This is a genomic window from Billgrantia sp. Q4P2 (genome assembly GCF_052806135.1).
This window is the reverse complement of the sequence record NZ_JBRBAI010000001.1, coordinates 248825-271721: the sequence shown is the minus strand read 5'-3', so window position 1 is coordinate 271721 and position 22897 is coordinate 248825. Positions and strand designations below refer to the sequence as shown.

Genomic DNA, 22897 nt, shown 5'->3' with positions numbered 1-22897 from the left:
CATCACTATATCGTCATACGCCGTTAGGCGACAGCAAGCGGGAGCCTCGGTCGTGGCCTACCTGCTACTGCCGTGCTGCAATTCGGCGAGGATGCGCCTCGCCACTTCCTTGAGCCGTGGGCCCAGGTTGTCGACCATGATCGAATGACCGAGTCGGTGGGCGGCACCACCGCAGTTGATGGCCATGACCTCGGCGCCATCCTCGAGGATGAGTGGCGTGGCGACGGCGCTGATCTGCGACTGCCAGTCGCCCTCGGAAAGGCAGAAGCCGTAGCGGGCATAATCTTCCTGGCTGCGCCGGATGCCCTTTTCGAGAGCGGGCCAATCGCTCCCATGTGCCTTGGCGAGTTCCGCCAGAACCGCCTCGCGGCGAACCTCGGGAAGGCCGCAGAGCCAGGCACGGCCGATCGCCGTGGTCGCCATCGGTAGCCGCGAGCCTACGTCGAGCCGCACGATCAGCGGGCCGCTGCCATGGCAGCTCTCGATGTACATGATGTCGTTCTTGTCGGCCGCTCCCAGGCTGACGTTGCAGTCGGTGGCTTCGGCAAACTGCTGCATGAAAGGGCGGGCGATCTCGCGAATGCCCTGGCTGGCCAGGAAGCGATAGCCCAGCGCCAGGATGCCCGGGCCCAGGCGGTACTTCTCCAGCCGGGTATTGTGGCGCAGGTAGCCGAGCTGGGTCAGCGTGTAGGTCAGGCGTGACACCGTAGGGCGCGGAATGCCGGTGCGGTTGGAGAGTTCGGCATTGCCCAAGTATTCCTCGCCGGTGCCGAAGGCGCGCAGCAGTTCGAGCCCACGGGCGAGGGCGGTGACGAAGTTGCGATCCTTGGCCGGAGTGTCCGGCTCATCTTCCAGGGGGGCAGGCTTGTTCATCGATGGATTCCCTATGGCAAAGCGTTGCGGGGCAGTATTGCATAACGCCCCGGGGCGGGTCCGTTGGCGGCGCTGGCTCGGGGGCAACGAGGCCGGCTAGGCGTCCAGGCGTTCGAGGATGCAGGCGATGCCCTGGCCGACGCCGATGCACATGGTGACCAGCGCATAGCGGCCGCCCTTGGCCTCGAGCTGGCGCAGCGCGGTCAGGGCCAGTCGCGCGCCGGAAGCACCGAGCGGGTGGCCGATGGCGATGGCGCCGCCGTTGGCGTTGAGGCGCTCGTCCTCGGGGGCAATGCCCAATTGCTTGACGCACCCCAGCACCTGAACGGCAAAGGCCTCGTTGATCTCGATGACATCCATCTGCTCGAGAGTCAGGCCGGCACGCTCCAGCACCTTACGGCTGGCCGGCACAGGCCCCAGGCCCATCACGCGGGGCGGCACGCCGGCCACGGCGCTGGCGACGATGCGTGCCCGCGGGGCGGTACCGGCGCGCTCGCCGGCCGCAAGGCTACCGACGATCATCGCCGCGGCGCCATCGTTGAGTCCGGAGGCGTTGCCCGCGGTAACCACGCCCCCTTCGAACAACGGGCCGAGCCGGGCCAGCTTGTCGGCATCGGTGCCTGGGCGCGGATGCTCGTCGCGATTCACGACCAGCGGCGGCTGCTTGCGCCCTTGGGGCACCTCGACGGCGAGCAGCTCGTCGTCGTAGAAACCGCGGGCCAGCGCCTCGGCGTAGCGCGCCTGGGAACGGGCGGCGAAGGCGTCGCTGGCATCGCGGCCGATGCCGAGGTCGTGGGCCACGTTGTCGGCGGTCTCCGGCATGCTGTGACTGCCGTACTCACGGGCGATCCAAGGGTTGGGGAAGCGCGAGCCGATCACGGTGTCGTACAGCGGCTGATTGCGGGCGAAAGGCGACTCGGCCTTGCCCAGCACGTAGGGCGCGCGGGACATCGACTCCACGCCACCGGCCAGGAACAGCTCGCCCTCGCCGAGGCGCGTGGCACGGGCGGCATCGACCACCGCGGCGAGTCCGCTGCCGCACAGCCGGTTGACCGTTTGCGCCGCGACTTCGACGGGCAGCCCTGCCAGCAACCCGGCATGACGGGCGACGTTGCGCGAATCCTCGCCGGCCTGATTGGTACAGCCGGCCAATACCTCTTCATAGGCCTCGGCGGCAAAGCCGTTGCGCTCGACCAGCGCCTTGAGCAAGTGGCCTAGCAGGTCGTCGGGACGCACCGTGGCCAGGCTGCCGCCGTGGCGGCCGAAGGGAGTACGCAGGCCGTCGTAGATATAAGCGTCTTGCATGGAAAGCTCCTTGAGGGCATCAAGCCGCGGTCAGCGGCAGGCCGAGGCTGGCGCGACGGCGCAGCCAGGGGCTGGCGCGGTAGCGCGGGTCACCGGTGGCGACCAGCAGGTTGTCGAGAATGGCGAGTATTCGGCGGCTGTCGTAATGGTCGCCCATGGCCAGCGGGCCGCGGGGGTAGCCGAGCCCCAGCTCCACGGCACGGTCGATGGTCTGCGGCTCGGCCACGCTCTGCTGGGCGATCTCGCAGCCGACGTTGACGATGCAGGCCACCACGCGTTGCAGAACGAAGCCGTTGCTGTCGTTGATCACGCTGACCGGTGTGCCGTCGTGGCCGAACAGGGCCGTGGCGGCATCACGAATCTCGCTGCGGGTCGCCGGGGTGGTCATCAGGCTGCGACGCTTGTCGAGACCGGCCAGCATGTCGACGGCCACGCAGCGCTCGGCCGGCAGGCCCAGGCGCAGGGCGCAGCCGGTGGCGTCCTCGCCCAGCGGGGCGAGCAGGCAGAGGGCCTCGGCCGAGGGCGCCGCGCTGCTCTCCAGCGGCCAGCCGGCACTGTGCACGAGGTCGCTGAGCTGCTGTCTGGCATCGCCGTCCTCGGCGCCGATCCATACCGGTCGCGGCTCGGCCTGGGGCAGAGGCGGTTCATCAGGTAGCTGCGGCTTGCCCTCCACGTAGCGGTAGAAGCCTTCGCCGCTCTTGCGCCCGAGCAGGCCGGCGATCAGCCGCTGACGTGTCAACGGCGAGGGACGGAAACGCGGTTCCTCGTAGTACTGGTGGTAGATCGACTCCATCACCGCATGGGAAACGTCGAGCCCGGTGAGGTCGAGCAGGGCGAACGGCCCCATGCGAAAGCCGCCCTGGTCGACCAGGATGCGATCGATGGTGACATGGTCGGTCACGCTCTCGCCAAGGATGCGCAGTGCCTCGGTGCCGAAGGCGCGCCCGGCATGGTTGACGAGAAAGCCTGGCGTATCGGTCGCGCGGGCGGTGAAGTGTCCCATGGCCTGGCCCAGTGCCTCCACCCGCTCGGCCACCTCCGGATCGGTTCGCAGCCCCGGGATCACTTCGACGATCTTCATCAGCGGGACCGGGTTGAAGAAGTGGAAGCCGATGACCCGCTCGGGACGGCGGCAGGCCGAAGCAATGGCAGTGACCGACAGCGACGAGGTATTGGTGGCCAGCACCGCCTGCTCGTCGAGCATTTCTTCGAGTTCGGTGAAGAGTGACTGCTTGGCCTCGAGCTTTTCGACGATGGCCTCGACGACGATGTCGCACCCGGCGAGATCGGCAAGACTGACGGCTTCCTTGAGGCTGGCCCGATAGCGCTCGGCATCGGCCTCGCTCAAGCGCTTCTTCTCTACGCCCCGGGACCACATGCCGACGATGAAGTCGCGCGCCTCGTCGACGGCGCCTTCGCACAGGTCGTGAAGATAGACGCTTAACCCGGCCTGGGCGGCGATCTGGGCGATACCGCGCCCCATGGCGCCGGTACCGACGATGCCCAGTGTCTGGAAAGGGGCGAGCGGAGTGCCGTTCGGCATGATGTGAATCCTCTCAAAAGGCATTTTTGTTTCGCTAGGCGAAATACGATTCCGTATATTGACTAGACATCCTAGGCTATGCAACAGTGCCTGACAATAAAGTGCGGTCTTTGATTCTGCTATGCGAAACAAAACAGATGAGACCCGACATTTCAAGGGCCCGCTACTTCCGGGTCAGCCGCTGCCTTCGTGAGGACATGCCATGATTCGCGATCCCGAACTGCTCGATCAGCTCATCGACACCATTTCCCGCTTCGTACGCGAGCGCCTGATCCCCAACGAGGCGCGGCTGGCGGAAGAGGATGAGGTACCCCGGGAGCTGCTTGGAGAGATGAAGGAAATAGGCCTGTTCGGCTTGTCGATTCCAGAGGAGTTCGGCGGCCTGGGGTTGACCATGGAAGAGGAGGCCTTGGTGGCGATGGAGCTCGGCAAGACCTCGCCGGCCTTTCGCTCTGTCTTCGGCACCAACAACGGCATCGGCGCCCAAGGCATCTTGATCGATGGTACCCCGGAGCAGAAGGCCAAGTACGTGCCTCGCCTGGCGACAGGTGAGCTGCTCAGCGCCTTCTGCCTCACCGAGCCCGACTCCGGCTCCGATGCCGCCAGCCTGCGGACCACCGCGGTGCGCGATGGCGACCACTACGTGCTCAACGGCACCAAGCGCTTCATCACCAACGGCCCCGAGGCCGACGTCTTTACCGTGATGGCGCGCACCGACCCGAGCAACAAGGGGGCCGGCGGCATCACCGCCTTCATCGTCGAGGGCGACACGCCGGGGCTCAAGCGCGGTCCCGCCGACAACAAGATGGGACAGAAGGGCGCGCACACCTGCGACATCATCTTCGAGGACTGCCGGGTGCCGGCCGAGAACATCATCGGCGGCCGCGAGGGGCAGGGCTTCAAGACCGCCATGAAGGTGCTCGACCGTGGCCGCCTGCATATCTCGGCAGTGTGCGTGGGTGTGGCCGAGCGTCTGGTCGAGGAGTCGCTCAACTACGCCATCGAACGCAAGCAGTTCGGCGTGCCGCTGGCCGAGCACCAGCTGGTTCAGGCGATGCTCGCCGACAGCAAGACCGAGGCCTACGCTGGCCGCTGCATGGTGCTCGACGCCGCGCGGCGCAAGGACGCCGGCGAGAACGTCTCCACGCTGGCGTCGTGCTGCAAGCTGTTCTGCGCCGAGATGGTGGGGCGGGTGGCCGATCGCGCGGTGCAGGTCCATGGGGGGGCCGGCTACATGGCCGAGTATGCGGTGGAGCGCTTCTATCGCGATGTACGCCTGTTCCGTATCTACGAGGGCACCACCCAGATTCAGCAGGTGGTGATTGCACGCAACATGGTGCGGGAGGTGAGCTGATGGCTCTTGGCAGTGAGCCAAAGGCGCTTGGCACTGAGCTGAAGGCTCCGTCAGTGACCCGCCGGGCGCCGGACGAGGAGATCTTCGGCCGCCTGGCAAGCGACTTGGTGGCCGAGCTGCCGGAGCGCTTGAGTACCCGCGTGCTGGAGAACGCCGAGCGCCTGGCCGGCCAGCCGGCGCTGGTCGACGGCGAGGTGCGCTGGTGTTATGCCGAGCTGGGACGCGAGATCCGCGCCGCCGCCGAGTGGCTCGATACGCTGGGGATAGGCCCCGGCGATCGTCTCATGACGGTGAGCGAAAACTGCCGGGCGCTGGTCGTGCTGCTGCTGGCGGCGAGCGAACGCGATGTGTGGGTGGCCATCGTCAATTCACGCCTCACGGCTCAGGAGATCGATGCCATTCGTGACAACTGCCAGCCGCGCCGGGTGTTCTATACCAGCGCGGCATCGCCGGAGGCGGAGATCCACGGCGAGCGGCATGGCGCGGATGCTTACGACCACCCCAGCCTGGGCCGGTTGAGGCTTTCGCCACTGGCCGAGGTCGAGGCCGAGCCAGTCGCGGCCGGCGGCGCCGATCAGGTCGCGGCGCTGATCTACACCTCGGGAACCACCGGCACGCCCAAGGGGGTGATGCTGACCCATCGGGGCATTCTGTATATCGCCACTCTTTCGGGCGGCATGCGCCACCTTTGCGCGGGCGAGCGGGTCTACGGCGTGCTGCCCATGTCCCACGTCTTCGGCCTGTCGTCGGTGTGCATGGGATCGCTCTACAACGGCGCCTGCCTCTACACCGTGCCGCGCTTCGATGCTGCCACCATGCTGACAGCATTGGAACGGGAGCGCATTACCGTGCTGCAGGGCGTGCCGGCCATGTTTGCGCGCACGCTGGAGTTTCTGCGCCGTGAGGGACGCACCCTCATTGCACCCGAACTGCGCTATATCTCTGCCGGCGGCTCGCCGCTCGACGGCGATCTCAAGCGGCGTGTCGAGGCGCTGTTCGGCCTCACCCTGCACAATGGCTACGGTCTCACCGAGGCGAGCCCGACCATCAGCCAGACCCGCCTCGACGATCGTTTCGACAGCAATACCGTGGGGGGCATACTGCCGCTGCTGGAGTATCGCCTCGAACCGCTGGGCGAGGCCGGCGAGGACGAACCGGACCATGCAGGTGCCGGCGAGCTGTGGGTGCGGGGCCCCAACGTGATGAAGGGCTACTTCCGCCAGCCGGCCGCCACCCGCGCCAGCCTCACCGAGGAGGGCTGGCTCAATACCGGTGACATCGCCCGCTTCGACGAGGACGGGCAGCTCTATATCGTCGGACGCAGCAAGGAGTTGATCATTCGCTCCGGCTTCAACATCTATCCGCCGGACGTGGAGGCGGTAATCAACGAGCATCCGGACGTCACCCTCTCGGCAGTCGTGGGCCGACAGGTGGCCGGCAACGAGGAGGTCGTTGCCTTCATCCAGTGCGAACCCGGTGCCACTGTCAGCGATGCGGAGCTGCGCGATTTCATCGCCGAACGCCTGGCTCCGTACAAGCGACCGACGCAACTGGTATTGATGGATGCGCTGCCGGCCACCGCCAGCGGCAAGATCCTCAAGGGACGCCTGCGTGAGCTGGCCAACCGCGAGGGGACGGCATGAGTGAATCCAGCCAATCACCCTTGATGGGCTACCACGAGCTGCTCGGTATGCGGGTGGTGGAGTGGTCGGAAGGGGTTGCTGTGGTCGAGCTGGTGGCCGATGAGCGTCACCTCAACCGCAGTGGCATCGTGCACGGCGGGGTGCTCACTTCGATGCTCGACAGCGCTCTGAGTCTCGCCGGACTCTACTGCGAGCTTCCCGGACGGGTGCGCCGCGGCATGACCCTGTCGCTAACGACCACCTTCGTCGGGCCTGCCGGTCCAGGCCTGCTGCGTGCCACCGGCAGGCTGCGCGGCGGCGGGCGCAAGGTCTACATGGCCAGCGGCGAGGTCGTAGGCGCCGGGGGAGAGCTGCTGGCCATGGCCGAAGGCGCGTTTCGTCGGCGCGGTGGCAGCGAATCGCCGGAGGGCGTCGCCGAGTGACAGCGGCGCGGCAACGCGCCGGCCTGCTGGCGCTGGTCACGTTGGCCACCTTGGGCCACCTCGTCACCGCTAGCACCGTCCTGCAGGGTGTCGGCGTGCTGGCGCTGGCGGTCTACCTGGTCTCGTTGCGCGGCAGGCTGACGCCCATGGCTCGCGGCCTTCTCATTGTGGCCGTCGTGTTCACGCTGGTCGCGCTGTGGCGCGTCGAGGCTCCCGGCCGTTTGCTGTTCGAAGCGGCCGGCCGTTTCGCCTTCTTCGCCACCTTCATGGTGGCATTGAGCCTGCTGCGCCTACCGGCCTATCGCTCGCGGCTGGTGCGTCGCTGCGGCCGGGCCATGCTGCTGCAGCCGCCGGGGCGGCGCTATCCGATCCTTTCCCTCGGCTCCGCCCTGTTCGGCATCATCCTCAACATCGGCGTGCTCAACCTGTTTGCCGGAATGATCGAGAAGAGCAATACCCTGGCGGCAGCGCAAGGGCGCGCCTGGGTACAGCGGGCACGCCAGCGGCGGATGATGCTGGCCCTGCTGCGCGGCTTCTCGCTGGCACCGCTGATCTCTCCCATGGGCATTGGCGTGGCGGTGGTGCTCTCCAACCTGCCCGAGCTGCGCTGGCTCGATCTTGCTCCCTATGTGATCGGCGCGGCGCTTGTCATCTTCCTGGTGGGATGGGGCATCGATCACCTTACCGGCCCGCATCCCGCCAATCGCAAGGCGACGTTGCCGACGCCTTCCCTGGTGCCGCTCGGCCTGTTTTGCCTGCTGCTGCTGGGCATCGTTTCGCTGGTATTCCTGCTGGCCTGGGCGCTGCAGCTTCGACTACCCATCGCTGCCCTGATGGGAGCGCCGCTCGGCGCGATCAGCTGGCTGGCCTGGCAGCGGCGCCACCTCGGCATGCTTGGCGTGCCGGCGGCGCTCGTCAGCCTGCATCGACAGTTGCCGTGGCTGTTGGCACCAAGCGCCAACGAGGTGGTGGTGCTCGGTGCTGCAGGCTATCTCGGGCATCTATGTGTGGCGTTGGTACCGATCTCCAGCCTCGGTCCACTCATGGCGATCGTGGAGCCGCTGGGAGCGGCCAACGCCGTGTTGGCGATGCTGCTGGTGGTGGGGCTGGCCCAGGTCGGGATCAACCCGATCGTCACCGTGACGCTGCTCGTCGGCTTGTTGCCGACACTGCCCATCGAGGGGCTATCGCCGGCGCTTGTCGGTGCCTCGCTGATGGTGGGTTGGGCGCTGGCGTTGATGTCCTCGCCGATGACGGCCTCGATGTTGATCCTGTCGCGCTTCACCGGCGTTGCCTCGACCCGTATCGGCTATCGCTGGAACGCCCGCTTCCTGCTGGCCTGTATCCCGCTGCTGGCCGGCTGGTTCCTGTTCGCACCCTGGTGACGGTGAGCTCTACGCCAGTGAGTGACTTCAGCGGTGCTTGCCATCCATGGCCAAGGTGGCCTGGCGATGCGGGCCGCCCAGGTGGCGCGGGTAGCCGAGCGCCTCGATGGCGAGCAGGTCGATGTCGCTGGCGCGATAGGCCCAGCCGCGCTCGGCCAGCACCAGGCTGGCCGCCTCCATGGCGGCATGTGGGTTGGCATCGTCGTCGTGCGCGGCATTTGCCAGGGTGGCCAGCAAGCTGCCCTGACGGCTCACCACGACTGCCTGACGCAGCGACTTCAACGCGTTGGCCGCGGCCTGCTGCTGGTTGGCGTCGGCGCGTAGAGCGACCAGCTCCGCCATGCCGCCCTCGGCCGATACGACCAATGCCAGATCGGCGTCGATGCTTTCGAGATCGGCCGCCGTTTCCACGGAAAGCAGGGCGATGCGCAAGCAGTGGGGCGGACAGGTCGCGTCGACTCCGGCGGCGACCAGGCAGGCCTGGGTGTTGTCGTCTGAACGAGCGGTGAATTCAATGTTGGCCCGCTCGGCTTTGCTCTGTAGATGTGCGAACAGCGGATGCTCGCCGAGCAGGGCGAGTCGTGTGAGGGTGGGAGCCTCTCCGGCATCGGGCACCTTGTGCGGAGCACGGGCGGCGAAGAAGGCGTGGATCAGCCCGGCGCGCTGGGGCGACTCCATGCACTCGAGGAACAGCTCGCGTTCGCGGCGCAGGCCCTCGGCGAGACTTCCTTCGCCGCTGGTGGCGATCGCCTCGATGCAACGGAAGGGCGAGAAGAGTTGGGGTACTTCGGCTTCCAGCTTGGCGCGGTAGCGCGCGATCGCCTCGGGGGCGGCCGCGGGGGGCGGGAGTTCACCGGTGACGCGCGGCGTTCGCCTGCCGTCGAGCACGTCGCGTGCCGCTGCCAGCCCGGCCTCGAGCGGGTCGTCGACATCGAGCACGGCATCGACGATACCCAGCGCCAAGGCTTCGTCGGCATCGGCGAAACGCCCGCTGGTGATCAGGTCCAGCGCCGCCTCGATGCCGGCGAGACGCGGCAGGCGTTGGGTGCCGCCGGCGCCGGGCAGCAGCCCCAGCTTGACCTCGGGCAGGCCGACCTTGGTGCCGCGCAATGCCACGCGCAGCTGGCAGCACAACGCGACCTCGAGCCCGCCACCGAGCGCCGTGCCGTGCAGGGCAGCGACGATGGGCTTGGCGCTGGCTTCGAGAAAGGCGATCACCTCGGGCAGAATCGGCGCCTGGGGCGGCTTGCCGAACTCACGGATATCGGCGCCGGCGATGAAGGTGCGGCCGCGGGCGACCAGCACCAGGACGCGTGCCTGGGGATCTTCGTTGCCCTGGGTGACGGCTTCTACAAGGCCCTGCCGCACGGCCTGTCCCAAGGCGTTGACCGGTGGGTTGTCGATGACGATCACGCCGATATCGTCATGACGCTGGTAGGCGACGGGGGACGTCATGCGGTATGGCTCCCTGTGTCAGGCTTCGGTTCGAATGGATGGTACATGTACGCTACCTCATGAATCGACGGGAGGCGCCATCTTCGCCGTATGCGGTCCCGCGTGGCGCTGACTCCAGCGCGCCAGGAGCACGGCAGGCAGCAGGGCGGCCATCGCACTACCCAGCAGTTCGATCTGGCTGAGTGGTACCATGCCGCCACCGGGCAGGGCGAACAGCAAGCCGGCCACCAGCACCAGGCCGCGGGCCGGGATTTCATGCAGAGCGCCGATGCCCAGCCGACCCACGCCGATCAGGTAACCCTGCATGGCGGAGGCGAACAGCACGATGCCCACCAGCGCCTGGACGAATACCAGGCCGATCTGCAGCGGCTCGCCCTGCATGATCAGCGCCGGGTTGAGCACGAACAGGAACGGAATGAAGTAGATCACGCTGCCCAGGCGCATGGCCTGCAACCCGGTGGCCATGGGGCGTGCGCCAGCCACGGTGGCGGCGGCGAAGGCGCCCAGTGCGACGGGAGGCGTGATGAAGCTGAGCATGCCCCAGTAGAGGATGAACATGTGCACCGCCATGGGATCGAGCCCGCCGCCCTGGATCAGCGCGGGCGCCAGTGCCACGGCAAGGAAGATATAGGCGGCGGTGACGGTCATGCCGATGCCGAGCACGAAGCTGGTCAGTGCGCCCATGATCAACAGCAACGGCACGCTACCCCCGGCGATATGGATGAAGTCGTTGGCGATGGTGCCGGAGAGACCGGTCATCGACAAGGCACCGACCAGCATGCCGACGCCGGCCAGAATCGCGATCAGCTCGGCGAACAGCTTGGCGGCAGAGGACAGCGACTCGCCCAGCTCGCCCAGCCCCCAGCGGTTACGGCGCGAGAACTGGTTGAGGACCAGCAGCAGGGCGGTGGCATAGAAGGGGGCCACGGCCTCGCGCTGCATGACCAGCAGCATCCACACCAGCAGGGCGAAGACGAAGATGAAGTACCAGCCCTGCTTGAGGGTCTGCCACAGGGAAGGCAACTCCTCGGCGGGCAGGCCCTTGATATCGTGGCGAGCCGCGTAGGCGTCGATCTGGATGAACAGACCGAGGAAATAGAGGATCGAGGGAATGATCGCGGCCAGCGCTACGGCGGCGTAGGGCACGTCGAGGAACATCGCCATGACGAAGGCGGTGGCGCCCATCACTGGCGGCATCAGCACTCCGCCGGTGGAGGCGCAGGCCTCGACGCCGCCGGCGAACGAACGGCCCATGCCGATGCGGCGCATGGCGGGAATCGACAGTACGCCAGTGGTGAGCACATTGCTGATTACGCTGCCGCTCATCGAACCCATCAGCCCGCTGGAGAAGATCGAGACCTTGGCGGGCCCGCCGCGCACGTGGCCCAGCAGGGCGAAGGCCAGGTCGATGAAGAACTTGCCGCCGCCGCTCTTCTGCAGCACCACGCCGAAGACCAGGAAGCCGATGACCAATCCGGCGAACGCCTGGAGCGGCACGCCCATGATGCTCTCGGTACTCATGGTGTGGTACATGGCAGTCTCCTCCAGGGTGGAGGGAAACGCCTGGATCGGCCCGGGAACGATGTCCGCCACTAGCGGGTAGAGCGAGAAGGTGGCCACGATTACTGCGATGGGCCAGCCGCCGGCACGCCGGGCCGCCTCGACGATCAGCAGCCACCAGGCGTAGCTGGCCAAGATGGCGGTGTCGGGGGCGGCGAAGGCCCAGCCGCGTTCGAGAATCGATTCGGCGTGGTAGACGAAGTAGCCGCCGACGATCAGCGTCATGAGGCTCAGCGCATAGTCATACCACGGTACCGGGCGATGCTGCAGCGATGGCACGACCGGCCACAGCAGATAGACCAGCGGCAGCAGCAGAGCCACCACGGCATAGTAGAACTGCGTTTCCAGCCCGGTCACGAAACGCAGCCAGCCCAGGTTGAACAGGTAGTCCAGCGTCATCGCCATCAGCACGACCGTCACCGTGCCGGGTATCCAGCGCAACGCCTGTGGGAGCTGGCGAACGTGGAAAACCTTTTCCTTTACCTGCTGCGAAGTGTCGGGTGGGGAACTGGCGGTGGTCATGGCAGCATCCGTGAGGCGAAAAAGGGCGGCAGTGCCGCCCCGAAGTCAGACATTCGTCGAGTGATCACTCGAAGATCGGGTCGAAGCCGGCATTGCGAAGGGCCGCGGCACGCGCCTGCATCCAGGCTTCGCGGAACTCATCCTCGTCGTCAGGTGCGTCGGCAAGGAAGCCGTCCCATGTCTCGAGCAGCAGTTCCTGGCGCTCGATCAACTCGTCCTGGTGGGCCTGTATGTCGTCGGTCCATTCACCGATCTCCTCGTAGTACTCGACCACGGCGTCATGGAAGGGCAGCACCCAGGTCAGATCCTGGTACTCGAAGGCGTAGCCCACGGCGCCCGGTGCGGCGTCCTTGTAGTCGTCGTAGTTCTCCTGCAGCGCCTTGATCAGGCCGTAGGCCACCTTGTCGTCGAGATCCTGGTTGGCCACCACGATCGGGTAAGGGTAGCTGGCGCTGGGCACGGGGTTGTCGGCGCTGACGTTGCCCGCCCCGGCGGTGACTTCATGCGGTTGGAAGTAGGGCGCCACCGCCAGCATGCGCTCCCAGCCCTCGGCATCGTCGGGGTCGAGCACCGGCCAGCTGATGCCGCGGGGGCTGCTGGCGAGCTGCTGTGCGGGTGGGGTCACGGTGGTAGTGAAGGAGGCGTCGACATCGCCGGCGATGATGCCGTCGAACGAACGCGCATAGCCGGGATAGTCGACGCGCTCGACGTCGTCCCAGGTCAAACCGCCGAAGGCCAGGTAGGCTTCGGTGCCCTTGTTCAAGGCGTCGTCACCGCGGATGTAGGCGATGCGCTTGCCGGCCAGGTCGGCCGGGGTCTCGACGTCGAGGTCGCCGGCCACCGCCAGCGACAGGCCGAAGGAGGCAGTGGAGGTGGTAATCACGCGGATGGGCTGGGGTCCCCAGTCGCGATCGGCAAACATCATTACTCCCTCGGCACCGTAGTAGCTGGCGATGCCGCAGGCGCACAGATCGACGCGTCCCTGCTTGAGCGGCGTCATGCGCGAGACATCGTTGTCGCCGGGCAGGATGCGCACCGAGGTGCCGTAGTGATTCTGCAGCATGTTGCCGATGGCCACGGCCTGGGCGTAGCCGCTGGAATTGGTGCCGTAGGCGGTCCAGGCCATGGTACGCGGCAGTTCGACTTCGGCAGCCTGGGCCGTGCCGATGGAGATCAAAGTGAAAGGAACAGCGGCAACAATGAGGGAGCGAGACAGCTGGCGCATGGAGCAACTCCTGTAAAAAGTGATTGTTGTTTTGCTATGCGGTATTTGATTCCGAAACTGAACTCGATACTAGGAAGACCCCGCTGCAGTGTCAACGCATGCTTGACGTTGGGTCGCCATCTGCTTTCCGCTAGGCGGAATGTCGCTCAGGGAGGGGTGAAAACACTCTACAAAAGAAAGGCTTGCCCACGATCGGGTTAGGCAGGAAAACAGCCGGCTTCGACCAAGGTATAGGCGATCCGGCTACTCAGAGGGGCGGGAGAGTTCGCGCCAGGCGGCATAGCTGCTGAGAAAGACCCGCCCCGTCATGTCGTCGAGGAAATCGCTGCACTTCAAGCGATCCATGACCGGCCCTTTTACTTCGGCCAGGTGCAGGGTGACGCGAGAGTCCTTGAGGCGGGCATTGATGGCGTCGAGGCTTTCCAGCGCCGAGGCATCGATCAGGTTTACCGCCGAGCAGATCAGCACCACGTGTTCGAGTTCCGGACGAGTGGCCACCAAGTCGTAGACGGTGTCCTCCAGGTAACGAGCATTGGCGAAATAGAGACTTTCATCGATACGCAGCAATGCCACGTGGCTGACGCTCTCGGTTTCGTGACGTTCGACGTTGCGGAAGTGTTCGGTGCCGGGGATGCGGCCCACCAGCGCGCTGTGCGGACGGCTGGTGCGATAAAGGAAAAGGCCGATGGAGAGTGCCACACCGCTGATGATGCCGGCTTCGACGCCTTCCACCAGAGTCAGCAGGATGGTGACCGCCATGGCCGAGAAATCGCTGCGCGAGTAGCGCCAGGTCTGTCGGATCATGGGGATGTCGATCAGGGTGATGATCGATACGGTGATCGTTGCCGCCAGGGTGGCGATGGGAAGGTACTGGAGCGTTGGCGTGAGAAACAGCGTCACCGCGCCGATGCCGATAGCGGCGAAGAGTCCTGCCAGCGGGGTCTGCGCCCCGGCATCGTGATTGATAACGGTGCGGGTCAGTCCGCCGGTGACCGGCATCCCCGCGGAAAAAGCGGCGACGACATTGGCGCCGCCCAGGCCGACCAGTTCCTGATTCGGCGAGATGCGCTCGCGACGCCTGGCGGCCAGCATTTGCCCCATGGAGACGGACTCGACGAAGCCCACCACGCTGATCAACAGGGCGGGTACCAGTAGCGCCTGCCAGAGGGAGGCCTCGAAACCGGGCACGGTGAGCGGTGGCAGCCCTTGGGGAATATCGCCAATGACGGCGACACCGATCTCGGCCAGCTCGAAATACCAGGTGGCAAGCGTGGTCGCTATTACGGCGAAGACAGGACCTGCACGGGTAATAAGGTCGGCCAGAGGCTGAGGGAGGCCCAGGCGGCGCAGGGTCGGCCGGCCGTACTGACGCAGCAGGAGCAGGAACGACAGGCTGCCGATTCCGATGATCAACGTGGGCAGGTGCAGGCCGGGCAGGCCACGGGCAAACTCCGCCAGCCTGGGCAGCAGCTCGCGAGCGCTGAGTTCGACGCCGACCAGGTAACCCATCTGGCTGGCAGCAATGAGAATGCCCGATGCGGTCAGGAATCCTGCGATGACGGGGTGGCTCAAGAAATTGGCCACGAAGCCCATGCGCAGCAACCCCATGACAAGCAGGATCAGGCCGGAGAGCAGGGAGAGCACCAGCGCCGCCTGCAGGTACTCGGGCGTGCCCGGTGTGGCGACCCCCGACAATGCCGCTCCGGTCATCAGCGCAACGATGGCGACCGGCCCCACGGCCAGGGTTCGGCTGGTGCCCAGCAGGGCATAGGCGATGGCCGGCAACAGGCTGGCGTAGAGGCCCACCACAGCCGGCAGCCCAGCCAGCACGGCGTAGGCCAGCGACTGGGGTATCACCATCACGGTAACGATCAGGCCCGCCAGGAGATCGGCGCCGCCCAGGCGCCTGTTGTAGTGAGGCAACCAGGTGAGGATCGGTAAGTAGCGTCTGAGCATCCCGTCTCTTAGATGGCAGGGGGCTTGGGAACACCAGACTAAACGATATTGGTGGTTGAGTTGAGTGTTGGTTAGCATCAGGTGAAATAGTTGCTGCAGAATGACAACGACCGACAGGACACGCCATGAAGCCCGAAACCATCGCCCTCCATCACGGCTACGCTCCCGACGACCAGCACGCCGTCGCGGTGCCGATCCACCAGACCACCTCGTTCTCCTTCGACAATGCCCAGCACGCGGCCGACCTGTTCGACCTCAAGGTCGAGGGCAATATCTATTCGCGCATCATGAACCCAACCTGTGCGGTGCTGGAACAGCGCATCGCCGCGCTGGAGGGTGGAATCGCCGGCCTGGCGGTCGCTTCGGGCATGGCCGCAATCACCTATGCCATCCAGACCATCGCCGAGGCCGGCGACAACATCGTCTCGATCAGCGAGCTGTATGGCGGTACCTATAATCTCTTCGCGCATACCTTGCCGCGCCAGGGTATCGAGGTGCGCTTCGCCGACAAGGACGACATCGAAGGCATCGAGTCACTGATCGACGCACGCACCAAGGCGGTGTTCTGCGAAAGCGTCGGCAACCCGTCCGGTAGCGTGGTCGACATGGCAAGACTGGCCGAAGTCGCGCATCGCCACGGCGTTCCGGTGATCGTCGACAACACCGTGCCCACGCCTTTCCTGTGGCGCCCCATCGAGCACGGTGCCGATATCGTCATCCATTCCGCGACCAAGTACATCGGCGGCCATGGCACCACGATCGGTGGCGTGATCGTCGACTCGGGCAAGTTTCCCTGGGCCGACCACCCTCAGCGTTTCCCGCTGCTCAACGAGCCGGACGTTTCCTACCATGGGGTGAGCTACACCCGCGACGTCGGTGAAGCCGCCTTCATCGCGCGGGCCCGTGTGGTGCCGCTGCGCAACATGGGGGCGGCGCTCTCGGCCCAGGCGGCCTGGAACCTGCTGCAGGGGCTCGAGACGCTGGCGCTGCGCATCGAACGCATCTGTGCCAACGCACGCAAGGTGGCCGAATATTTGGAAGCGCACGATGCGGTGACCTGGGTGCAGTATGCCGGATTGCCCGGTCACAAGGATCATGTCCTTGCCCAGCGCTACATGAACGGCCACGCTTCCGGCATTCTCAGCTTCGGTATCCAAGGCGGCCGCGAGGCGGGGGCGCGCTTCTACGACGCGTTGGGCATGATCCTGCGGCTGGTCAACATCGGCGACGCCAAGACCTGCTCGTCGATCCCGGCCTCGACCACCCATCGCCAGCTCAACGATGACGAACTGGTTGCGGCCGGTGTGACGCCCGACATGGTGCGGCTCTCCATTGGCATCGAGCACGTCGACGACATCATCGCGGACCTGGAGCAGGCACTGGCCGCCAGCCAGGCGTAGAGCAAGCGCGACGTCGCTTCCCGAACGGTCAGGCCTCTCACCGCTCCTTCTCGAACGCAGGAGAGGGCGGTTTTCGCCACATCGAAGAAGAGAATATCGACCGCTCAGGGTGAGACTTGAGTAGCGCTTTCGTCTGTCAGGCGAAAGTGGTGATGCGTATGTCACTTACTAAACGTTAATCTCTGGTAAACCCCAATAACTGAGACGAGACGCCATGCGGATCCTTATGCTTCTACTGGCTGTGGCTGCGCTTGCCGGTGGACTCTTTATTGCTCGCCTGAGTGGCGCAGGCTGGCAGGCCTTCTCCGGGGTTGGCCTCGGGGTGGTGGCCGGTCTTGCGGTGTCACTGAGCGGTATGGCTGCGGTATATCGCGCCAATGCCGATACCCTCGCCAATGGTCGTATGGTCGCCTGGCTGCCCATCACGCGGGATTATCTCTCCCTGCGCCAGATGGCTCATGGTCTTATTCGTCAGGCCAGCACCACGGCCATCGCTTCGGCCGAGGTTTCCCATCACGCCGATCGCATGGACCATCGGCTGGAGCGCCAGGAGCAAACCGTGCGCGAGGCCTCCTCGAGCATGGCGGCAATCACCTCGGCGATCGAGCAGGTGGCGGCTAGCGCTTCCAATGTGGCCACCCTGGCCAGTCGTTCGCGGGATGCCAGTCACGTCAGTCGTGAGTCGCTGGGTCAAGTCATCGAGGAGATGCAGGCCCTGGCCGAGCGCTCCGAAGAGGCGCTGGAACTTCTCAACATGCTGAGCCAGAAGGCGGACAGCGTGCGCCACGTCACCTCGCTGATCGAGGAGATCGCCGAGCAGACCAACCTGCTGTCGCTGAATGCCTCGATCGAAGCCGCCCGGGCCGGCGAGCACGGGCGCGGTTTTGCCGTGGTGGCTGGAGAGGTGCGCCAGCTCGCCGGGCGCACCGCCGATGCCACGCGTAACGTCGAAGCCCTGGTAGGAGACATCGGCGACAGCAGCCATCGCGTCGTCGATACCATCGGCCACCTGATGCAGCGTGTGGGCGACCGGGCCAAGGAGATGAGCAAGGTCGGTGAGCAGCTCACCGAGATGACCGGTCATTTCGACCAGGTGGAGGGTGAGATCCGCTCCATCGCCGAGGCCATGGAAGACACCAACCGGCACTCGCAGCGAGTGGCGGGGACCCTGGGCACGCTGGAGGAGGACGCCGAGCAGGGCAACCGCGACATGCACGGCCTGGCGAGCCAGGCGCGCGCCCTGATGGCCGGTGCCGAGGCGGTCGATGCGGCTCTTGCTCAGCAGCGCCTCGAAGGGCGTCATCAGCAGGTATTCGAGGCCGCCCGTCAGGCGGCAGCCAAGATCGGCACGCTGCTCGAATCGGCCATCAAGCAGGGCGAACTCGATGAGCAGACCCTCTTTCATGCCCAGTACACGCCGATTCCCGGTACCAACCCGCAGCAGTACGAGACCGGCTTCGTTCACTACACTGACGAACATTTCCCCAGCGTCCAGGAGCCGCTGCTGGAGCGGCTGGGCGTTGCCTATGCCATCGGTATCGACCGCCGCGGTTACATCCCCACCCACAATGTGCAAAGCAGCAAGCCGCCTACCGGCGACTACGAGCACGACCTGAAGTTCTGTCGCAACAGGCGTATCTACGAGGACACCACCGGGCAGCGCTGTGGCACGCATGAGCAGACGCTGTTGCTGCAGACCTACAAGCGCGATACGGGCGAAATCATGCATGACCTGTCCGTACCGATCTATGTGGGAGACAAGCACTGGGGTGGTTTCCGCGTAGGCTACAAGCCCGAGACGGCGTAAGCCTTCAAGCGCTGGCCCGGCGTCGCCGTGTCAGCGCTGCTCCGGAATCGGTGCGGTGCCGCCCGGGGCCAGAGGCGAACGCGTGCGGGTATTCCAGGCCGACCAGGAATAAAGCGCCAGGCTGGTCCAGATCAGCAGGAAAGTGGCAAGCTGCGCCGACGAGAGCGGTTCGCGGAACACCAGCAGTGCGATGAAGAACTGAATGGTAGGGTTGAGGTACATCAAAAAACCCAGCGTAGCGAGGCGCAGGCGTCGAGCGGCTCCTGCGAAGGCCAACAGCGGCAGGGCGGTGATCACGCCGCTTGCCACCAGCAGTAGCGTAATGCGAGGCCCACCCAGGAAATGGGAGAGTTCGGCTGCGCTGAGCCAGGCGAGTGCCATCAGCCCTAGCGGCAGCAGCAACAGGGTCTCGACGAAAAGCCCTGAAAGCCCATCGAGAGGCACCTGCTTGCGCAGTAGCCCATAGGTGCCGAAGCTCAGCGCCAGCGTCAGGCTGATCCACGGCAGCTCCCCCAGCAACAGCAACTGGATGGCGATGGCCACGCCGGCCAGCACCACAGCAACACGCTGCAGCCCGGCCATCGCCTCGCGCAGCACCAGCATGCCCAGCGCAACGTTGACCAGCGGCGTGAGGAAATAGCCCAGGCTGGCCTGGAACACCTGCCGGGTCTCCACCGCATAGATGTATAGCCCCCAGTTGATGGCGATCAGCACGGCGCAGCCGAGCACCCGCCCCAGGCGACGAGGTTCGGCGAGCGCCTTGCGGATGGGCCCCCAGCGCTTGAGCAGGGTCACCAGCCCCACCAGGAACAGGCACGACCAGATGATGCGATGGATCAGTACTTCGAAGGCGGGAACGCCGTCGAACAAGGCAAAGAATAGCGGAAAGCAACCCCACATGACGTAGGCGGCCAGGCCGAAGCCGACGCCGCGTGCTGCTTCACGATCGCTCAAGGACTGCAGGGGCATGCCGGATACTCTGATGACGTGAAGCTACAATTTAGCAGCCTATTGAACCCAGCTCCATGTCCCCGGGACATCGTCGCAAGAGGCGCGCAATCGGGCTGACGTCACTGCCTGCCTGAGTTAGGCTGAAGCGATAGACGACCAACGACTAGGGACCATCCCCATGAGCGATTTGCGTACGACCCTGGTTCAGTGCGACCTGCGCTGGGAAGATCCCGAGGCCAACTGCCGCATGCTCGAAGAGCAACTGGGCGAGCTTGGCGGTGAGGATACCGACCTCATCGTACTGCCCGAGATGTTTTCCACCGGCTTTACCATGAACTCTCGCGAGATGGCCGAGCCCATGGAGCAAAGCCAAGCCGCCGCATGGCTGACCGAGCAGGCGTCCAAGCGCAACTGCGTCGTCACCGGAAGCGTGGCAATCGTCGAGGATGGCCACTACTACAACCGCCTGATCTGGGCACGACCGGACGGCAGCCGTGTCTGCTATGACAAGCGACACCTGTTTCGCATGGCAGGTGAACATGAGCGCTACTCCATGGGCCACGACAGGGTGATCGTAACGCTGAAGGGATTTCGTATCCTGCTCAGCGTCTGCTATGACCTGCGCTTCCCGGTCTGGCTGCGCCAGAGCCCTGGGCCCGGCGAGCACTTCGAGTACGATGCGCTGCTGTGCGTCGCCAACTGGCCGGCGCCGCGACGGCACCCTTGGCGAATCCTGTTGCAGGCTAGGGCGATCGAGAACCTGTGCCCCGTCATCGGCGTCAATCGCGTCGGCGAGGACGCCAATGGCATGCGCTATTCCGGTGACTCCATGCTGGTGGACTTCAAGGGTGAGGCAATCATCGACGAGCCGCCCGATACGGCTTTCATCAAGAGCGCAACGCTTTCTCATGCAGACCTCGAGGCGTTTCGTGAGAAGTTTCCCGCCTGGCGTGACGCCGATCATTTCACATTGTCCGATGGGGTCGGGTTCTGATGCGGCTCGACCGTTTTCTGGCTGAGACCACCGAACTGACCCGCAGCCTTGCCAAGAAGGCGCTGCATCGTGGCGAGGTCAGCGTCAACGGGGAGGTCATCAAGCAGCCAGCCAGCCAAGTGGGCGAATCCGACCGAGTGGAATGGGCCGGCCAGCCGCTGGTCCTGGTCGGATTGCGCTACGTGATGCTCAACAAGCCAGCCGGCGTGGAGTGCAGTGCGCGCCGCGGGCTCTATCCGCGCGTAGTGGATCTCATCGACCTGCCCAAGGCAGAGCGCCTGCAGACGGTGGGACGGCTCGATGTCGACACCACCGGGCTGGTGCTGTTGACCGACGATGGCCAGTGGTCGCATCGTGTCACCTCGCCACGCAAGCGCTGCGCCAAGATCTATCTGGCCACCCTGGCCGAACCGCTTGCCGGCGAAGCATTGGCCGCAGCCGCCAGACGCTTCGAAGAGGGCATTCTGCTCGACGGCGAAGAGAAACCGACGCTACCGGCAAAACTCGTGATGCGCAGCAGCCACGAGGCCGAGCTGACCCTGTACGAGGGGCGTTACCATCAGGTCAAGCGTATGTTTGCCGCCATTGGCAACCATGTTACGGCGCTGCATCGCGAAGCGGTGGGGCCGCTATCGCTGGGAACACTCGCCTTGGGAGAGTGGCGCGAGCTGAGCGATGACGAGGTGGCCGCGTTCGCCTGAGTCAGGCGGAAGGCGCATAGGTTTCGCTACGGTCGCGACCACGATGCTTGGCCTGGTAGAGTGCTTGGTCGGCCAGACGAATCAACTCGATCGGATCATCGGCATGTGCTGGATAGCTGGCGATACCGCAGGAGAGACTGACGCAGCCGAGCGCTTCGCCACCATGAAGGAAACACTGCTGGCGCATCGAATTCAACAGGCGCTCGACGGCTTCGCTGGCCTGCTGCGGCGTAGCGCCGGGCATTACCACGACGAATTCCTCGCCACCCAGGCGGCAGACCACATCGGCCTCGCGGAAGTGCTCGTCGATCAGCCGTGCCGTGTCTATCAGCACCGCATCGCCGGCCTCGTGCCCATACAGGTCGTTGAAATGCTTGAAATGGTCAATGTCGAGCATGACCAATGACAGCGGCGAGCCGCGTCGGGCAATGGCCGCTTCGTGAACGAAGATATCGTCGAAGTGACGGCGGTTCTTCAAGCCAGTCAAGGGGTCCTGGTAGGAGAACGCTCGCAGTTGCTCGACCATGAGCTGCAGTTCCTGGGTGCGATCAGTCACCTGCTGCTCGAGGTGCTGGTTCAACTCGACCAGCTTACGCTGGGTAAGGGCATAGTGACGCAGCGAGATCGCCACGATGGCGAGGCTGAAGCCCAGCGCCCCCAGGCTGACTGGAATTTGCCGCCACGGTAGCAGGCCATGGGCAACCGCCATATCGAGCAACAGCAGTAGGCCGAACAGGCCGTAGGCAGCGATGATCAGCCGCTGTTCGCCGTTGAGTTGCTTCAGGTGTATGGCAATGAGGGCAAACAGCACCGGCAGGCTGAAGGCCAGCAGGACATCATAGACCGGGAATGTACTGGAGAGATTGACGATACCGCTCAGCGCCAATGCCAGGGCTAGGACCAGATACCCCAGATGGAATTGCCACAGCCGACGAATCCAGCGTGAATGCTGGCTCGGAAACCAGGGTTCGAGCAACAGGCCGATGCCAACCGGTAGCGCGTAGTAACCGGCAGCCGCGAGGTAGTTCCATAGCAGCGGTGTCGCCAGCAGCAGCTGGCTTGCCTGGGTCTCGGCCAGGATCATCACGCCCGAGGCGAGTGAAAAGATCCCGATGCCGGCAAAGGTTTGCCGGCGCTGATGGATCAGCGCGAAGCTACCGGCCAATAGCGCGAGCAACAGGCAAAAGGCGCTTACTGCCAGGTCGGTTGCCGAGCGATTCAGGATCATGGCGAAGAACTCGGGGCGGTCCATCAGGCGGACTTCTCCCCACAGGCCGATATCGGTGTAGTTGGAGTAGACTCGAAAGGTGAGCTGCCTGCCGGCGAAATCTTCGGGAAGGCTGATCGCGTGCCAGGGCCAGCCGATGAATGGACCTTCGCCTCGGTCGTCGAAACTGCCGTGCTGATAGATCAGTTCGCTATCCAGATAGGCCTGGGCAATCAGGTCGATACTGTAGATATAGAGTACCGGGTCGCGCCATTCACCCGCGGGTAGGGTGATCCGGAACCACACGTGGCGATGTCCTTCACGGCCCGGCGGATTGGAAGGAAAATCGATGGCCTGCCAGGCTGTCTCGTCAGCCGTATCGGTGAGCCAGGCGGGATTGCCGTCGTCGAGTCGTGGCGAGTCGCCCCAGCGGTATTCCCAGCCTGTGTCCAAATCCAGCGAGGGAGGCGATGCCGTGGCTACGACAGGAAACAAGAACAGCACCAGCACCAATGGTGCGGATAGCCGCAACGAGAGGACAAGGCAGCGCATGCGTGGCGTTTCCTGTGTTCCTGACAGGCCAAGCCCTATTAT

General features: G+C 65.1%; 17 protein-coding genes. 8 read left to right on the top strand and 9 right to left on the bottom strand.

Annotated elements, in window-relative coordinates; translation table 11 throughout:
• Positions 1–57 precede the first annotated feature (57 nt).
• From ACUY1T_RS01275 to ACUY1T_RS01265, 3 genes are all read right to left on the bottom strand, one after another.
• The gene (locus ACUY1T_RS01275) at positions 58–873 is read right to left on the bottom strand and encodes an IclR family transcriptional regulator (protein WP_446019911.1); all 816 of its coding nucleotides are present in this window, start codon (positions 871–873) and stop codon (positions 58–60) included.
• 96 nt (positions 874–969) lie between these two features.
• Positions 970–2178: a 3-oxoadipyl-CoA thiolase gene (locus ACUY1T_RS01270; protein WP_446019910.1), complete on the bottom strand. Its 1209-nt coding sequence runs from the start codon at positions 2176–2178 to the stop codon at positions 970–972.
• A 19-nt stretch (positions 2179–2197) separates the two neighbouring features.
• The gene (locus ACUY1T_RS01265; protein ID WP_446019909.1) at positions 2198–3721 is read right to left on the bottom strand and encodes a 3-hydroxyacyl-CoA dehydrogenase; all 1524 of its coding nucleotides are present in this window, start codon (positions 3719–3721) and stop codon (positions 2198–2200) included.
• Between the two features lie 202 nt (positions 3722–3923).
• On the opposite strand from ACUY1T_RS01265, the gene ACUY1T_RS01260 reads away from it, so the two are divergent.
• The 4 genes from ACUY1T_RS01260 to ACUY1T_RS01245 are packed head-to-tail and all read left to right on the top strand — an operon-like array spanning position 3924 to position 8525.
• On the top strand, positions 3924–5075 hold the full coding sequence (locus ACUY1T_RS01260; RefSeq protein ID WP_446019908.1) for an acyl-CoA dehydrogenase family protein: 1152 nt from the start codon (positions 3924–3926) through the stop codon (positions 5073–5075).
• A complete protein-coding gene (locus tag ACUY1T_RS01255) occupies positions 5075–6718 on the top strand; it encodes a class I adenylate-forming enzyme family protein (protein ID WP_446019907.1) in 1644 nt (547 codons plus the stop codon). The genes ACUY1T_RS01260 and ACUY1T_RS01255 overlap by 1 nt, the downstream gene beginning before the upstream one ends.
• Complete coding sequence (locus tag ACUY1T_RS01250) at positions 6715–7140, top strand: PaaI family thioesterase (protein ID WP_446019906.1); 426 nt, start codon at positions 6715–6717, stop codon at positions 7138–7140. The genes ACUY1T_RS01255 and ACUY1T_RS01250 overlap by 4 nt, the downstream gene beginning before the upstream one ends.
• Complete coding sequence (locus ACUY1T_RS01245; RefSeq protein WP_446019905.1) at positions 7137–8525, top strand: hypothetical protein; 1389 nt, start codon at positions 7137–7139, stop codon at positions 8523–8525. Before ACUY1T_RS01250 ends, ACUY1T_RS01245 begins: the two co-directional genes overlap by 4 nt.
• Before the next feature lie 27 nt (positions 8526–8552).
• Here ACUY1T_RS01245 and ACUY1T_RS01240 read toward each other — a convergent pair whose 3' ends face one another.
• From ACUY1T_RS01240 to ACUY1T_RS01225, 4 genes are all read right to left on the bottom strand, one after another.
• Positions 8553–9980 (bottom strand): enoyl-CoA hydratase/isomerase family protein, encoded by a 1428-nt coding sequence (locus ACUY1T_RS01240; protein ID WP_446019904.1) that lies wholly within the window; start codon positions 9978–9980, stop codon positions 8553–8555.
• Positions 9981–10037: 57 nt separating this feature from the next.
• On the bottom strand, positions 10038–12062 hold the full coding sequence (locus tag ACUY1T_RS01235) for a TRAP transporter permease (protein WP_446019903.1): 2025 nt from the start codon (positions 12060–12062) through the stop codon (positions 10038–10040).
• Positions 12063–12126: 64 nt separating this feature from the next.
• Complete coding sequence (locus tag ACUY1T_RS01230) at positions 12127–13287, bottom strand: TAXI family TRAP transporter solute-binding subunit (protein ID WP_446019902.1); 1161 nt, start codon at positions 13285–13287, stop codon at positions 12127–12129.
• A 243-nt stretch (positions 13288–13530) separates the two neighbouring features.
• Positions 13531–15243, bottom strand: coding sequence for a SulP family inorganic anion transporter (locus ACUY1T_RS01225; RefSeq protein ID WP_446019901.1), 1713 nt, complete (start codon positions 15241–15243; stop codon positions 13531–13533).
• Positions 15244–15368: 125 nt separating this feature from the next.
• Between ACUY1T_RS01225 and ACUY1T_RS01220 the strand changes: the two genes are divergently transcribed.
• Both ACUY1T_RS01220 and ACUY1T_RS01215 read left to right on the top strand, forming a co-directional pair.
• Positions 15369–16643 (top strand): O-acetylhomoserine aminocarboxypropyltransferase/cysteine synthase family protein, encoded by a 1275-nt coding sequence (locus ACUY1T_RS01220; protein ID WP_446019900.1) that lies wholly within the window; start codon positions 15369–15371, stop codon positions 16641–16643.
• A gap of 226 nt (positions 16644–16869) precedes the next feature.
• Positions 16870–18450 carry a methyl-accepting chemotaxis protein gene (locus ACUY1T_RS01215; protein WP_446019899.1) on the top strand — a complete coding sequence of 527 codons (1581 nt, stop codon included), beginning with the start codon at positions 16870–16872 and terminating at the stop codon, positions 18448–18450.
• A 30-nt stretch (positions 18451–18480) separates the two neighbouring features.
• Here ACUY1T_RS01215 and rarD read toward each other — a convergent pair whose 3' ends face one another.
• Positions 18481–19419, bottom strand: coding sequence for an EamA family transporter RarD (gene rarD / locus ACUY1T_RS01210; protein WP_446019898.1), 939 nt, complete (start codon positions 19417–19419; stop codon positions 18481–18483).
• Positions 19420–19579: 160 nt separating this feature from the next.
• Between rarD and ACUY1T_RS01205 the strand changes: the two genes are divergently transcribed.
• Positions 19580–20395: an amidohydrolase gene (locus ACUY1T_RS01205; RefSeq protein ID WP_446019897.1), complete on the top strand. Its 816-nt coding sequence runs from the start codon at positions 19580–19582 to the stop codon at positions 20393–20395.
• The gene (locus tag ACUY1T_RS01200) at positions 20395–21096 is read left to right on the top strand and encodes a pseudouridine synthase (protein ID WP_446019896.1); all 702 of its coding nucleotides are present in this window, start codon (positions 20395–20397) and stop codon (positions 21094–21096) included. The genes ACUY1T_RS01205 and ACUY1T_RS01200 overlap by 1 nt, the downstream gene beginning before the upstream one ends.
• 1 nt (position 21097) lies before the next feature.
• Here ACUY1T_RS01200 and ACUY1T_RS01195 read toward each other — a convergent pair whose 3' ends face one another.
• The gene (locus ACUY1T_RS01195) at positions 21098–22855 is read right to left on the bottom strand and encodes a GGDEF domain-containing protein (RefSeq protein WP_446019895.1); all 1758 of its coding nucleotides are present in this window, start codon (positions 22853–22855) and stop codon (positions 21098–21100) included.
• Between the last annotated feature and the right edge of the window lie 42 nt (positions 22856–22897).